At 65.4% G+C, this 13,307-nt stretch carries 13 protein-coding genes; 2 read left to right on the forward strand and 11 right to left on the reverse strand.

Annotated elements, in window-relative coordinates:
- Positions 1-38: 38 nt before the first annotated feature.
- The 3 genes from MUO32_RS13670 to nirK form a co-directional block, all read right to left on the reverse strand.
- A complete protein-coding gene (locus MUO32_RS13670) occupies positions 39-734 on the reverse strand; it encodes a Crp/Fnr family transcriptional regulator (RefSeq protein ID WP_257949222.1) in 696 nt (231 codons plus the stop codon).
- Between the two features lie 76 nt (positions 735-810).
- On the reverse strand, positions 811-1,725 hold the full coding sequence (locus MUO32_RS13675; RefSeq protein WP_257948854.1) for a formylglycine-generating enzyme family protein: 915 nt from the start codon (positions 1,723-1,725) through the stop codon (positions 811-813).
- 131 nt (positions 1,726-1,856) lie between these two features.
- Positions 1,857-2,999, reverse strand: coding sequence for a copper-containing nitrite reductase (nirK, locus tag MUO32_RS13680; protein ID WP_257948855.1), 1,143 nt, complete (start codon positions 2,997-2,999; stop codon positions 1,857-1,859).
- A gap of 214 nt (positions 3,000-3,213) precedes the next feature.
- On the opposite strand from nirK, the gene MUO32_RS13685 reads away from it, so the two are divergent.
- Positions 3,214-4,419 carry an NnrS family protein gene (locus MUO32_RS13685; protein WP_257948856.1) on the forward strand — a complete coding sequence of 402 codons (1,206 nt, stop codon included), beginning with the start codon at positions 3,214-3,216 and terminating at the stop codon, positions 4,417-4,419.
- 41 nt (positions 4,420-4,460) lie between these two features.
- Here the strand turns inward: MUO32_RS13685 and MUO32_RS13690 are convergent, their stop codons facing one another.
- Genes MUO32_RS13690 through MUO32_RS13705 form a run of 4 tightly spaced genes read right to left on the reverse strand, consistent with a single transcriptional unit; the run spans position 4,461 to position 6,954 of the window.
- Positions 4,461-4,757 carry a metal-sulfur cluster assembly factor gene (locus MUO32_RS13690; RefSeq protein ID WP_257948857.1) on the reverse strand — a complete coding sequence of 99 codons (297 nt, stop codon included), beginning with the start codon at positions 4,755-4,757 and terminating at the stop codon, positions 4,461-4,463.
- A 5-nt stretch (positions 4,758-4,762) separates the two neighbouring features.
- Positions 4,763-5,290: a DUF2249 domain-containing protein gene (locus MUO32_RS13695; protein ID WP_257948859.1), complete on the reverse strand. Its 528-nt coding sequence runs from the start codon at positions 5,288-5,290 to the stop codon at positions 4,763-4,765.
- Positions 5,290-6,648, reverse strand: a complete 1,359-nt coding sequence (locus MUO32_RS13700) for a hypothetical protein (protein WP_257948860.1) — start codon at positions 6,646-6,648, stop codon at positions 5,290-5,292. Before MUO32_RS13700 ends, MUO32_RS13695 begins: the two co-directional genes overlap by 1 nt.
- Positions 6,649-6,672: 24 nt before the next feature.
- Positions 6,673-6,954 (reverse strand): DUF2249 domain-containing protein, encoded by a 282-nt coding sequence (locus MUO32_RS13705; RefSeq protein ID WP_257948861.1) that lies wholly within the window; start codon positions 6,952-6,954, stop codon positions 6,673-6,675.
- Positions 6,955-7,180: 226 nt separating this feature from the next.
- On the opposite strand from MUO32_RS13705, the gene hemN reads away from it, so the two are divergent.
- A complete protein-coding gene (hemN, locus tag MUO32_RS13710; protein WP_257948862.1) occupies positions 7,181-8,533 on the forward strand; it encodes an oxygen-independent coproporphyrinogen III oxidase in 1,353 nt (450 codons plus the stop codon).
- Positions 8,534-8,606: 73 nt separating this feature from the next.
- Here the strand turns inward: hemN and MUO32_RS13715 are convergent, their stop codons facing one another.
- The 4 genes from MUO32_RS13715 to MUO32_RS13730 all read right to left on the reverse strand — a co-directional run bounded on the left by MUO32_RS13715 (position 8,607) and on the right by MUO32_RS13730 (position 13,208).
- On the reverse strand, positions 8,607-10,505 hold the full coding sequence (locus MUO32_RS13715) for a nitric oxide reductase activation protein NorD (RefSeq protein WP_257948863.1): 1,899 nt from the start codon (positions 10,503-10,505) through the stop codon (positions 8,607-8,609).
- A 9-nt stretch (positions 10,506-10,514) separates the two neighbouring features.
- Positions 10,515-11,318 carry a CbbQ/NirQ/NorQ/GpvN family protein gene (locus MUO32_RS13720; RefSeq protein ID WP_257948864.1) on the reverse strand — a complete coding sequence of 268 codons (804 nt, stop codon included), beginning with the start codon at positions 11,316-11,318 and terminating at the stop codon, positions 10,515-10,517.
- A gap of 66 nt (positions 11,319-11,384) precedes the next feature.
- Positions 11,385-12,731 carry a nitric-oxide reductase large subunit gene (locus MUO32_RS13725; protein ID WP_244762834.1) on the reverse strand — a complete coding sequence of 449 codons (1,347 nt, stop codon included), beginning with the start codon at positions 12,729-12,731 and terminating at the stop codon, positions 11,385-11,387.
- A 24-nt stretch (positions 12,732-12,755) separates the two neighbouring features.
- Positions 12,756-13,208, reverse strand: coding sequence for a cytochrome c (locus MUO32_RS13730; RefSeq protein WP_160862022.1), 453 nt, complete (start codon positions 13,206-13,208; stop codon positions 12,756-12,758).
- Between the last annotated feature and the right edge of the window lie 99 nt (positions 13,209-13,307).

Below are 13,307 nucleotides of genomic sequence, written 5' to 3' on the forward strand. Positions count from 1 at the left end.
CGACGGCGGCGATGTTTCAGGCGGCAGGCATGCCCGTCCTATTCGCGTGCGCCCTCGGCCAGTGCCGAAAGACCGACGAGGTCGCAGATCAACAGCTTCTGTCGGCCACCCTGCACCAGCCCCTGCGATTCCCAGGCGCTGAGGATCCGCGAGACGGTGTGCAGCGTCGTGCCGGTCATTTCGGCGATGTCCTGGCGCGAGATCGGGAAGTCGATGCGGATGCCGTCACCTTCCTTTCGGCCGGCCTGCTTGGAAAGCCGGAGCACCGCGTGCGCGACGCGTCGCTCCACCTCCTGCGTCGACATTTCGCGGATACGGGTATGCGCCTCTTCCAGCCGCTGGCCGATCGTCTGCATGGCGGTAACGGCAAGGCGGGGGTTCTGTTCGACGAAATGCGGCCAGAGATCCGTCGGCCAGCCCAGAATGACGCTTTCGGTCGCAGCCTTCGCGGTGCCGGGGTAGTCGGAGCGCTGCAGCGCCTTGGCAAAACCGAAGAGATCGCCGGGATGCACGACGCGCACGATGATCTGCTGGCCATCCGCCGTCACCTGCGTCACCTTGAGGCGGCCATGCAGCAGGAGGAAAAAGCTCGTCGCCTGCTGGCCCTGCTCGAAGACGGCATCGCCCTGCGCCACGCGCCGGGCGGTCGCATGGTTCAGCAGCCTGTCGAGATCCTCGTCGCTCATCCTGTCAAACAGGGCAAGCGACCGGACGACGGTCCGGTCAATCTTCACAATCATGTCCTTTTGCGTGCGCCTTCATCGGCTTAAAGCACCCGGCTTCTATCACGCCTCTCCACCGGCCGAAAGTTCAGAGCGCCAGTCCTTTCGCCCGAAGTTTGGCGAGAAGCGGCGCATACCAGCGCGTATCCTTGACGAGCCGGAAGCCGACATTGTCGGGCGGCACGCCGACCGCACAGCCGCCGCCCTTGGGATTGCGCACGAACGAACTCATCGCCGCCCTGTGCTTGCCGCTCGCGACATAGATGCCGCACGACGAGACATCGTTCACCACCGCGCCCGCCTTGTCGAGATTGACGCGGCGATTGCAGGTCGCCGTCCATTCCCAGATATTGCCGGCGAAATCCGCAAAGCCGTATTCGTTCTCGCCGAAGCGACCGAGCGGCTGCGGCACGGGATCGCGCGAGGCCTTGCGCGCCGCCTCGCGATTGTAATCGGCAAGCCAGCGGTCGGCGGGATTGGTGCTGTCGATGTCGACGCCGAGCGCATCGTCGGGGAAACGCGAGCCGGCGGCGAAGGCAAGATCCCGGTCCGTCGGCAGAATCCAGACCTCGCCCGTGCGCGCACTCAACCAGCCGGCATAGGCGCTGGCATCGTCGTAGCTGACGCCGGTCGCGGGCGTGGTTGTGGCGTCCGCCGGTGCAAAGCTCGGCTCGGCCGGCGCGCAAGCGCCATCGGCCACGCAGCGGCCGTAGTCCGCAGCCGTCACCTGGTATTTCATGATGGTGAGCGGGCGGCGGGCGGTAACGCTTTTCACCGGCCCGTCGACGGCAAAGCCGTTGCGAAAGAACTCGCCGCTGTCGCGATAGTCGAAGGTGCGGGGTGCGATCTCCACCGTCAACGGCTCATCGAGCACGGGGCCGGCGGGTGTAGCGCCAACAAGATCGGTCTGTATCGCGACCGTACCGGCAAGCGCGGTAAACAGCAGGGCAGGAAGCACAAGCGATATCAGGGGAATGCCGGGTTTCGATGTCAGCACAGCCATGAAGGCCTCCTTGCGCCTCGCCCGGACGATCGTTCAGCGTCCGGGACGGGCGCCGATTGGTAGAGGGACCGTGGGATCACGGTCCGGGAGGCGCGCCCGCCACAGGGCGGGCACGCCTGTTTCACAGGGCCTCAGGCGCCGCTCGGCGGGCTGACCGAGGTCATCAGGTCGTCGTTCCAGTCGCCGGTGACCGCGAAGTGTCCGGCCGCCCCCAGTTCGAAGGCCTCGATGAGGTTGTGGTTCACATAGGCGTAGATGCCCGGCTGCTGGAACGTATAGAAGGCCGCACCCGCCGTGCCGCCCGGAATGAACCAGGTTTCCTGATCGACATCAGGCACGTTGTGGAACTTGCCGGTCTGCCAGACATAGTCGCCATGGCCGCCGATCAGGTGCGGGCGGGTGTCGCGGTTGGCCTGCGAATGCACGACGAGCACCTTGTCGCCCACCTTGGCCTTCAGCGCATTGTCGCCCGTCAGTGCGCCCACGGCCCCGTTGAAGACGATATGGCTCGGGGTGAGGGTCCGCATGACCTCCAGCGTATCGGCATAGGCTTCGCCGACGCTGGGATACTTCTTGTAGTTCCCTTCGGCATCGCGGGGCACGTAAAAATCCTGCTCGCCGACATAGTAGACGTGGTCATAGGTCAGTTCCTTGCCATGGCCATCGGTCAGGCCTTCGCGCGGCAGCACCATGATGGCGCCGTTCATGCCCGACGTGACATGCCAGGGCACCATTCCGGGAGGGGCGCAGTGGTAGACGAAGACGCCCGCCTTGGTGGCCTTGAAGCGCAGCACGGTGCGTTCGCCGGGATTGACCACCGTCAGCGCGCCGCCACCGAGCGCGCCGGTCGCCGCATGGAAGTCGATATTGTGCTGCAGCTCGTTGGTATCGGGGTTGATCAGCGTCAGCTCGACATAGTCGTTCTGGTGCACCACCATCAGCGGGCCGGGAACCGAGCCGTCGAAGGTCATGGCGTGCACTTCGGTGCCCTTGTCGTCGAGGATCATCTTCTTTTCCTCGATCGTCATGGTGAACTCATAGACCTTCGGGCCGCCTTCGGCCTTCTGGGTGTGGGCATGTACGAAGGGCGGCTTCACCAGCTCGACCTTCACGCGCTCCAGCTTGGCGATGTCGGCCGCGGTCGCGGCGGCGTTCGTCTCGATCGCGCCACCTTCGGCGCGGGCCATCGACGCCGCAATGATCGGCGTCAGGACGCCGGCAAAGGCGGCACCGCCGAGGATCGTGCGGCGGGTCATCTGAAACTGCTCGGTCATTGAATGTCTCCTTTTCGAAAGGCCGGAGCGGTGTATCGCCCGGTCCTCTCTGTTCTAGGAGCATTCGCGCAAACCTCTTTGTGATGGGACAAACAGGCCTTTCCGGCGGCTGCGGCATTTTGGCAGAGGCTGATTTGCTCTTTGCCATCTCGCAAAGAAGCCGCCCCGCCGATCCCTTAGAACCAGCTGACGATTGCAAAGGAAAGAGACGATCATGCCTGTCAGCCCATCCGTCAGCCGCCCCGTGGCGCGCGGCCTTTCCCGCACCGGCCCGGTGCTCTTCTCCTACGGCTTCCGCCCGTTCTTCCTCGGTGCCGCGCTTTGGGCCATAGCGGCCATGGGCCTGTGGATCGCGGCGATATCCGGCCACCTCACGCTGGCCGAGGCCTATGGCGCGCCGAACTGGCACGCCCATGAAATGCTGTTCGGCTTCGCCTCCGCCGTGCTCGCCGGCTTCCTTCTGACGGCTGTGCCGAACTGGACGGGGCGCCTGCCCGTCTCAGGCTGGCCGCTTGCCGGCCTCTTCGCGCTGTGGTGCGCCGGGCGCATTGCGCTGCTTGCCTCCGACGTGATCGGCGTGGCCACCGCCGCCGCCCTCGACGCGCTCTTCCTGCCCGCCCTCCTCGCCATCTGCACGCGCGAGGTCGTGGCCGGGCGCAAGTGGAAGGATCTGAAGGTGCTCGCCGGCCTGCTCGCCCTCTCGCTCGCCAACGCCCTCTATCATGTAGCGGCAATCCATGGCGGCCATGACAATATGGCGATCCGGCTCGCCGTCGCAGCCTATGTCGTACTCGTCATGATCGTCGGCGGACGCATCATTCCGAGCTTTACGCGCAACTGGCTGAACAAGCTGGGCCGCACGGATTTTCCGGTGCCCTACAACAGCTACGACATGGTCGCGATCCTCGCCGGCACCGGCGCGCTGGGCCTGTGGTCCGTGCTGCCGGACCACCCGGCGACCGCCGCCGCCGGTCTTGCCGCGGCCGTACTCCACGGCATCCGCCTGCACCGCTGGCGCGGCTGGACGGTGGCGCCGGACCGCATCCTGGTCATCCTGCACATCGCCTATATCTTCATACCGCTTAGCCTCTTCGCCATAACCCTCAGCGCGCTCGGCTTTCTGGAAGAGCGCTCGGTGCTTCACCTGCTCTCGGTCGGCGCCATCGCCTGCATGATGCTGGCCGTCATGACGCGGGCGAGCCTCGGCCATACCGGCCGCGCGCTCGTCGCGTCGAAGATGACAGTCGCCTCCTACGGAGCGCTCATCCTCTGCGCGCTGGTGCGCCCGCTCGCGGAGGTGTTTTCCGATCTCAGCCCCGTCCTTTACGCCGCCTCCGGCCTGCTCTGGATCGCCGCCTTCGGCCTCTATTGCCTGGAATACAGCCCGATCCTGGCGCGGAAGCGCCGCGCACCGCTGTGAAACGCAATCGGCCCGGAGGTTCTCTCCGGGCCGATTTGCTTCTATGCGACATCCATCATGTCAGGTGTCCATGGCGGCTCGTAGGTCAGCCGCACCTCGGCATATTCGACACCCGGCACATACCAGACGCAGGCCTGCACCGCCTCCTTGAGAAAATCAGTCGCCGGGCAGAAGCGCGTCGTCGTGGTCATGGTGACATAGACGACGCCGCCCTCCTCCACCGCGATGTCGTAGACAAGCCCGAGATCGACGATATTCCTGCCGATCTCCGGGTCGATGATCATGCGCAGTGCGTCGCGGATATCCTCCGCAAGCGTCGCCTTGTCCATCTCGTTCATCGCCTTCAAGCCTCGCCGACCCGCACGAGGATGCGGTAGGTAGAGCCCGCCTCGTCGAAGTTCCCGGCCCACTGGTGGCCGCGCTTGGTCAGCTCCGGGAAGAGGAACAGCGGCTCGCGGGACAGGACGGCAAAGAGCACGTTGCCCGGCTCGAGCGCCTCGGCGGCGGCCAGGATGCGCACCATCGGTTCCGGCGGGTCGAGGTCGGTAAGATCAAGGTGCTCGGAAGGGTCTGGCCAGGTCTCGGGACGGTCGGCATCGACGGAGACCGCAACCGGCACCGCCTCGGGCTGCGGCGTGAAGAGCACCTCCCAGTTGCCACCCTCGATCTCACGTACTTCATGGTCGAAGCCTCGGCCTTCCATCACGCGAAACAGCGGCTGCGGGCGAAAGGTGGCGAGGAGTTTCAGCCCCTGCCCCGGACGCAGATCCTGCACGGCCTGCATGATCGCCTGGAACGGCTCGCCGCCGCTTCGCAGCATCGGCCGCACATCGAGCACTTTCGGCGCGGTCTCGGGTGAAACGTCGGGCATCATTTGTCTCCTTGAAAAACGGATGGGGGAAGGAAGAGGGGCGGCTGCACCATTCCGGCAGGCGCGCGCAAAGCGGCCGGCACGATGGAGAGGCGGCGAGCGCGGATGAATTCACGCATCAGGCAAAGCGTCGCAAAGAGCTGCGCCGCCACGGTCACGCGGAAGAGGCCTGTCGCGCCGGCGGCAAGCGCCAATGTCGCGACAACCACCGCACCGTAGTAGATGCGGAACAGGATATGGGCATGGCGTTCGTCGACGAGATCCTGCACCCTTGGCACGGGCGCGCGTCCCAACACAGGACCATAGGCCTCGAGCCAGGTGAGAAAGGCGACGATCTTGTAGAGTTGCGCAAGCCCGAGCCCGGTGAGCCACCCGAAAACGAAGAGATAGACGACCGTCGCGACCAGATTGCCGGTGCGCAGTGCGGGAACGTTGAGAAGAAGGACGGACAGGGCGAACAAAGCCAGCGCGGCAAAGCTCGCGCGGATGTTCAGTTCCGCCTGCTTGCGTTTTCGCGCACGATAGATGTGCAGGATATCGGCACCGTAGAGCGCGACGGCCACGAGCGTCAGCAGCAGCGCGCAAGCAAACGCCAGCGTGCCGCCGAAAATCCCCGACATCACGAAAACCACCGCAGTCGTGACCAGACCGACAGCAAGGCTTGCCCCCCACCAGGCGGCGCGGCTGGTCGATCGCTCGACCTCCGGCGCCAGCAGGAACATGGAGAACAACCGGTAGCTGACCCCGACCGCCGTCGCACTCAGCCAGCCGCCGAGGCCGAGGGCCGCATGCAGTTCAACGCCATCGGCCACCAGCCGATCCAGGAGCGGGCTTTCCACGACGCCCGACAAGGCGCCGGTAAAGGCGAAACCGATGAGCGCCGCGCCGAGCAGCGCGACAAGGCCGGTAGCGACGAAACGGGCGGGAAGCGGCAAAGGTCGGGCAGCGTAAAGCGTCGCCGCGAGTATCGCGGCAAACAGGCCAAAACCGGCCAGAAGCAGCAAGCCGCCAACCGGCAGCAGCGCAAGCGGCAGATCGATGGCGCCTGACAAAGCAACAAACCCGCCGACGAGACAGCCCAGCCCGCCGAGCAGCAATAGCAAAGCCGGCGCGGCGAAACGCCCGCCGACGATCGCACGGCCGATGAGCACGGGCACGAACTGCAGAAGCGCACCGGCCATCAGAAGGCTAAGCCAGCCGATCGCAACGAGATGGACCAGCACCAGCGTTTCCGGCGCGCCGACATCGGCAGAGGGATAGCCGTAACCGGCGACCATCAGCCCCTGCCCCGCCACGAGCATGAGGCAGGCGGCGGCGAAGTAGGACATGGTCCAGCGAGAGAGCGTTGCGCCCGGCATGTCGGTTTCCTTCGCCGCGCTGTTTCAGTGGTCCGCGCCGCAGCAGCAGTCGCAAGCGCCGCCGTCTTCCAGCCGGTCGATTTCGACGCGCCAGACTTCCGGCCCCTGTTCGAGATAATCCCAGCCGAACTGGCCGGGGAAATTGGTTTCGAGCTGATAGTGCAGCGGCCGCGGATCGTGGTCGCTGGTGATCAGCATGGATTTGCCGGGCATCAGGGCGCCGAGCATGCCGAAAATGCGTGGATGGCGCTCCCGCGGGGGAATGGTGCGTACGTCGATCAGGGGCTTGTCCAGGGTCTCAGACATGGTTTGGTGTTTCCGTCCCGGCCGCTCCAATCGCATTCCGAAAGGGCACGGCCCGACCCGACCGGAACCGCCTGACGCTAACCCCGCGCCGCGCCCGGCACTTTGACCCTGCGCAAACAATTGCGGATTTTCAGGTCTTGCGCGCCGTTGCTTGGCTTTTCGCAAAGAAGGGTGCCCCCGCCGCTCCTACCCTCTCGCCATCGACACACGGATTAAGGAGAGCGCCATGCAACAGGCCCTGATCGAGAAATACGGCGAGGCGCGGCTGCCGCGCTATACGAGCTATCCGACAGCACCGGGCTTTTCCCCCATCATCGGCGCCGGCACCTATGACGACTGGCTTTCGGCCATCAAGCCGGGCACCGAGGCCTCGCTCTACCTGCACATCCCCTTCTGTCGGTCCATGTGCTGGTACTGCGGCTGCCACACCACCATCACCCAGAAGGACGAGCCAATCCTCGACTATATCGACATGCTGCGAAAGGAGATCGGCCTCGTTTCCGAACGCGTGGAAAACCGCATCAAGGTCAGGCACATCCATTTCGGTGGCGGCACGCCGACGATCATGCAGCCGGAAGAGTTCCGCGACCTGATCGGTCTGCTGCGTGCCCGTTTCGGCCTCGTCGCAGGAGCGGAGATCGCCGTGGAGATCGATCCGCGCACGCTGACGGCGGAAATGGCGGCGGCGCTCGGCGAAGCGGGCGTCACCCGCGCCAGCCTCGGCGTGCAGAGTTTCGATCCCGTCGTGCAGAAGGCGATCAACCGCATGCAGAGCGAGGCGCAGACCGCCGAGGCCGTGACGCGGCTGCGCATAGCAGGCGTCAGCGGCATCAACTTCGATCTCATCTACGGCCTGCCGCACCAGACGGTCCAGTCCTGCATCGACACGGCGAAGGCGGCGGTTGCCATGCGGCCGGAGCGTTTCGCCGTCTTCGGCTATGCCCACATCCCCTCCTTCAAAAAGCACCAGCGGCTGATCGATGAGCGCGCGCTGCCGGATGCCTCGGCACGCGCCGAGCAGGCGGAGGCGATTGCTGAAACGCTCGTTGCCGCCGGCTATATCCGCCTCGGCCTCGATCACTATGCGCTCCCGAGCGATGATCTCGCTGTCGCTGCAAAGCGCGGCCGGCTGCGTCGCAATTTCCAGGGCTATACGACGGATGCCTGCGAAACGCTGATCGGCTTCGGCGCCTCGGCCATCGGCCGCACGCCGGCAGGCTACATCCAGAACGAGGTGCCGCCGGGACTTTACGCCCAGCGCATCGCCTCGGGCCGCCTCGCCACCGTCAAGGGTTATCGGCTGACCGCAGAGGACCGGTTGCGTGCCGATATCATCGAGCGGCTGATGTGCGACTTCCGCGCCGACATGACCACCATTGCCGCCCGGCACGGCTTTGATGCGGCCCCGCTCCTGCAAGGCAATGCCCGGCTGGCGGCGCTTGCCGAAGACGGTGCGATCGACATCCGGGGCGGCACGGTCACGGTGCGGCAGGATCACCGCTTCATCATCCGCGCGGTCGCCGCCGCCTTCGATGCCTATATCGACCAGTCGGCCCGCACGCACAGCAAGGCGGCCTGAAACCACAATTCGAGAAAGCAAAAGGCCCGGCGTGGTGCGGCACGCCGGGCCTTTCTCGCAACTCCCGTGTCCTCTATCCCACGAGACCGCGATAGATCGCCGGCAGCGCCGCAGGCAGCCGAGCGATGTTGCTGACGATGGCATAGCCGTTGCGCCCGAAGATGGCGGGCACATAGGCCTGCGCCTCCCGGTCGACCGTCACGCCGAACACGCTGAGGCCCGTGCGCCGTGCCTCGCTGACCGCGCGACGACTGTCCTCCAGCGCAAACCGGCCCTCGTAGTGATCGACATCGTTCGGCTTGCCGTCCGTGAGGATCAGCAGGAGTTTCCGGCGGTTCGGCTGTTCGCGCAGCTTCGCCGCAGCATGGCGGATCGCCGGGCCGATACGCGTGTAGAAGCCCGGCTTGAGCGCGGCGATGCGTGCCTCCACGCCATGGTCTATCGGTTCGCCGAAATCCTTCACCGTCTCGACCCGCACCCAGGAACGGCGGCGCGAGGTGAAGGTAAGGATCGAGTGGCTGTCGCCACAGGCGGCAAGGCCGTGGGAGAGCACCAGCAGCGCCTCCTTCTCCACGTCGAGCACCCGGCGGTTGTCGAACCAGGCGTCGGTGGAGAGCGAGACATCCACGAGAATGGTGACGGCGAGGTCATGCGCCTGCGGCCGGCTCATCTGATGGATGCGGTCGCTGCCCTGCCCGCCGGCGGCAAGGTCGCTGCGCGCCCGCACCACCGCATCCAGATCGAGTTCTGCACCGTCGAGCTGCGCGCGCAGCATTTCATGACGGGGCCGCAACACCTCGAACTGCCGACGCACGCGGCGGATGAGGCTTTTTGTGTCGGCATCCGCTTCCGGCACCGCGGCCGTATCCGGCACGGGCGAGGCCAGCACCCGGCAATGGTCCGGCAGGTAGGTCGCCGTGCGATAATCCCATTCGGGATAGGTGAATTCGCCCGTCAGCCGCGTGCGGTCGAGCGCCTCCGGCGGCAGGTCGAGATCGAAACGGAAGCGTGCGGCCGGGCGGCCCTTGCGCTCACCGAGCGTCATGTCGTCGAGTTCGTCGGCAGCCGAGGAATCGTGGTCGTCGCTATCGTCGCCGGGACGGTCGACATTGACCATCTCGGCCATCGCCAGGATCTTCTCGAAGCGGTTGAGGATGAAGGGACTGCGTTCGCTCTTGCGGTTCTCCGCCTTCTCACGCAGCGCCACATGGCGCCCGGTCTCCGGCGTCTCGGGCGTGCCTCCGCTCACCGGCTGGTCCTCCTCGCCGCGCCCCTCGCCCTCTTCGCGCAGGAGCGCATCCGGCCAGAGCGGCACGGGCAACATGGGTAGATAGCCGGCCGGCGCGCAGTGCGGGAAGATCACCGGCATGGTGTTGTCCGAGAGGCCCGCGCCTTTGCGCAGAAGGCTCAGGATGCGGTTCTCGACATGGCGCTCGACGGAGGGAAGCGGCCGGGGCTGGCGCGCTCCCAAGGCGGCGGCGCAAAGGCGGCGGTAACGCCTCGCGAGGCCGGGGAAGGCCGCGAGCACCACTTTTGCGGTCGCCTCCGCCCGCTGGAGAACGGCAAGGTCGCGCTGGAGCGGATCGCTCTCGGCAATGGGATCGAGCGGCATCAGGGCCATGGCGGCGGTGAGCCAGACATAGAGGTCGCGGTTAAGGTCGCGGTCAGCAAACAGATCGATACTGCCGGGCAGCATGACAGTCGCGTGGTCGCGGCCGGGTTGTACCAGCTTCTCCTCGCCTAGGCCCATGCGCTGGCGCAACCTGAGCCGATGCGTCGAGGTGCGCCCCCGCGCCGGCGCGATCTGCACCGCGCCCTCCCCGCCAAAGCCGCGAAAGCAGACGGCGAGCACCGGGCGGATATCCTCCAGCCGCACGGCATGATCCGGATGGCGTGGCCAACTGCCGGTATTGCCGACCAGCCGATGCCAGGCCCGGCCGACGGTCTCCTCAAGTTCCAGAAAATCCAGCATTGCGCGGCCTCACCGGATCATCGCATCGGCGATTTCGAGAAGGGCGGCGCGCACGTCCGGCTCGTCGGTCAAAGGCTCGATCATCGCCGCGCGCACGGCCGCGCGCACGCCCATGCCGCTATCGATGAGGCAGGCGCAATAGACGAGCAGGCGCGTTGAAACGCCCTCTTCGAGGTCATGCCCCTTCAGCGCGCGCAGGCGATGCGCCAATGCAACGAGCGGCGCGACACGCGCCTCGTCCAGCCCGCTTTCGGTGGCGACGACGGCGATCTCTTCCGCCTTCGGCAGGAAATCGAACTCGATGGCGAGGAAGCGCTGGCGGGTGGAGGGTTTTAGGGCCTTCAGGAGGTTCTGGTAGCCGGGATTGTAGGAGACGACGAGCATGAAGCCGGGCGGGGCTTCCAGCACCTCGCCGGTGCGCTCCAGCGGCAGGATGCGCCGGTCGTCAGTCAGCGGATGCAGCACGACGGCGACGTCCTTGCGGGCCTCGACGATCTCGTCGAGATAACACACGCCGCCCTCGCGCACGGCGCGCGTCAGAGGGCCATCGACCCAGACCGTATCGCCGCCTTTCAGCAGGTAGCGGCCGGTGAGGTCGGCGGCCGAGAGATCGTCGTGGCAGGACACCGTCGAGAGCGGCAGGTTGAGCTTTGCGGCCATATGGCTGACGAAGCGGGTCTTGCCGCAGCCGGTCGGGCCTTTCAGGAGGAGTGGAAGCTGGCGCACCCAGGCCTTTTCGAACAGGTCGCATTCATTGCCGGAGGGGCTGTAGGCGGGAATGTCGGCACTGATGGCCTTGAGCATCACGTTCATGTCGATCTCCAAGTCTATAGAGGAAGAAAGGTGCCGGCCCCGTGGGATGACGGGGCCGGCCAGCACTCACTCGGCCGGCTGGACCATCCGGGTAAGGCTGTCGGTACGCTCGCGGCCAGGCACCAGCACGGCCCAGATGAACATCAGCGCCGAGACGAGCACGACCACGCCCGAGCCGAGGCGGACCCAGTAGAACAGCGCAAGCTGATCCTGCACGTCCATGAAGCTTTCGCCGAGCACGCGCTGGAGATGGATCTGCACGACGCCCGCGAAGGTGAGCGCGAAGGTCATGACCGACATCGCGGTGCACATGATCCAGAAGCTGACGATCGAGAGCCACTGGTTGTAGGGCTGGCGGCCACGGATTTCCGGAATGGCATAGGCCATCATGGCGAGGTTCAGCATCACATAGGCACCGAAGAAGGCGAGGTGCCCGTGGGCGGCGGTCATCTGCGTGCCGTGGCTATAGTAGTTCACCGACGACAGGGTGTGCAGGAAGCCCCAGACGCCCGCGCCGAAGAAGGCCATGACCGAGCAGCCGATCGACCACAGCAGGGCCGCCTTGTTCGGATGGTTGCGGCCGGCCTTCCAGGTCATCACGAAGGTGAAGATGACCATGGTGAAGAAGGGCGCCACTTCCAGCGTCGAGAACAGCGAGCCGATCCACTGCCAGTAGCCCGGCGCGCCGATCCAATAATAGTGGTGGCCGGTGCCGAGAATGCCCGAGAAGAGTGCCAGGCCGACGATGACATAGAGCCACTTTTCCACGACCTCGCGGTCGATGCCGTTGAGCTTGATCATCAGGAAGGCGAGAACCGACGCCATGATCAGCTCCCACACGCCCTCGACCCACAGATGGATGACGTACCACCAGTACATCTTGTCAAGCGCCAGGTTGATCGGATTGTAGAAGGCGAAGAGGAAGAAGAGCGCCAGGCCCCACAGGCCGAAGAGCAGGATGTTGATGACCGTGGTCTTGCGGCCCTTCAGCGCCGTCATGGTGATGTTAAACAGGAACATCAGCACGACCACGACGATGCCGACCTTGGCGATGAAGGTCTGCTCGAGGAATTCGCGGCCCTCATGGATGCGGAACATGTAGCCGACGACCGTCAGGCCCGCAGCCACGAAGAACATCCAGAACTGCGCGACTGCGAGCTTGGGGCTGTAAAGCTCCGTCTCGGTCTCCTCGGGGATCATGTAATAGGTGGCGCCCATGAAGCCCATGAGCAGCCAGACGACGAGCGCATTGGTGTGGATCATGCGCACGATATTGAAAGGCAGGAGTTCAGACAGCGTGTTGGGCAGCACGTAGATCGTGCCGGCCACGACGCCGAAGAGCACCTGGGCGAGGAACAGGCCGAGCGCGCCGTAAAAATACAGCATCGCGACCTTTTGCGTTTGATATTTCATGTCGTGTCTCCTGAGCGCAATCGGTCAGCCGGCGTCGTTCGGCGGCCAGTTCTGGGTCTTGATCTTGCTCGTCCATTCGAGGAAGTCGGCGAGGTCGTTGACCTCCTGTTCGGTAAGGTTGAACTGCGGCATCTGCCGCCGGCCTTCCGCGCCGCTCGGCTGGGCGGCCATCCAGGCCTTCAGCGCCTCGCGTGCGCCCTCCGGGTCTTCCACGCCGCCATAGCGCTTCCACACATTGCCGAGCTCGGGCGCGAAATAAGCGCCTTCGCCGAGCAGCGTGTGGCAGTTGATACAGGCGTTCTTTTCCCAGACATGTTTGCCGCGCGCGACGCTGTCGGTCAGCGTCGTCTCGTCGGTGGAGACCGTGCGCATGTAGTAATGCGAGTGGGCGGTCAGTCCCACGAAGATCGTGAAGAAGAAGATGGACCCGCCATAGAAGACGTTGCGGGCCCCGGTCTTGGTTAGGCGCTCTGCCATCCCCTGGTCCTTTCCTTGGCCGGAAACCCTTTGGCATCCGGCGTCAAACCCCGCTGTTACGGTTGCCGGCGATCCCCTCGCCGGCGATGCGGGACGCTT

It is taken from the genome of Shinella sp. CPCC 101442, assembly GCF_024704725.1.
GTDB lineage: Bacteria > Pseudomonadota > Alphaproteobacteria > Rhizobiales > Rhizobiaceae > Shinella.

Coding starts and splice junctions, on each gene's coding strand:
- MUO32_RS13675 (WP_257948854.1), bottom strand. CDS start 1,725: ATGGCTGTGCTGACATCGAAACCCGGCATTCCCCTGATATCGCTTGTG.
- nirK (WP_257948855.1), bottom strand. CDS start 2,999: ATGACCGAGCAGTTTCAGATGACCCGCCGCACGATCCTCGGCGGTGCC.
- MUO32_RS13685 (WP_257948856.1), top strand. CDS start 3,214: ATGCCTGTCAGCCCATCCGTCAGCCGCCCCGTGGCGCGCGGCCTTTCC.
- MUO32_RS13690 (WP_257948857.1), bottom strand. CDS start 4,757: ATGAACGAGATGGACAAGGCGACGCTTGCGGAGGATATCCGCGACGCA.
- MUO32_RS13695 (WP_257948859.1), bottom strand. CDS start 5,290: ATGCCCGACGTTTCACCCGAGACCGCGCCGAAAGTGCTCGATGTGCGG.
- MUO32_RS13700 (WP_257948860.1), bottom strand. CDS start 6,648: ATGCCGGGCGCAACGCTCTCTCGCTGGACCATGTCCTACTTCGCCGCC.
- MUO32_RS13705 (WP_257948861.1), bottom strand. CDS start 6,954: ATGTCTGAGACCCTGGACAAGCCCCTGATCGACGTACGCACCATTCCC.
- hemN (WP_257948862.1), top strand. CDS start 7,181: ATGCAACAGGCCCTGATCGAGAAATACGGCGAGGCGCGGCTGCCGCGC.
- MUO32_RS13715 (WP_257948863.1), bottom strand. CDS start 10,505: ATGCTGGATTTTCTGGAACTTGAGGAGACCGTCGGCCGGGCCTGGCAT.
- MUO32_RS13720 (WP_257948864.1), bottom strand. CDS start 11,318: ATGAACGTGATGCTCAAGGCCATCAGTGCCGACATTCCCGCCTACAGC.
- MUO32_RS13725 (WP_244762834.1), bottom strand. CDS start 12,731: ATGAAATATCAAACGCAAAAGGTCGCGATGCTGTATTTTTACGGCGCG.
- MUO32_RS13730 (WP_160862022.1), bottom strand. CDS start 13,208: ATGGCAGAGCGCCTAACCAAGACCGGGGCCCGCAACGTCTTCTATGGC.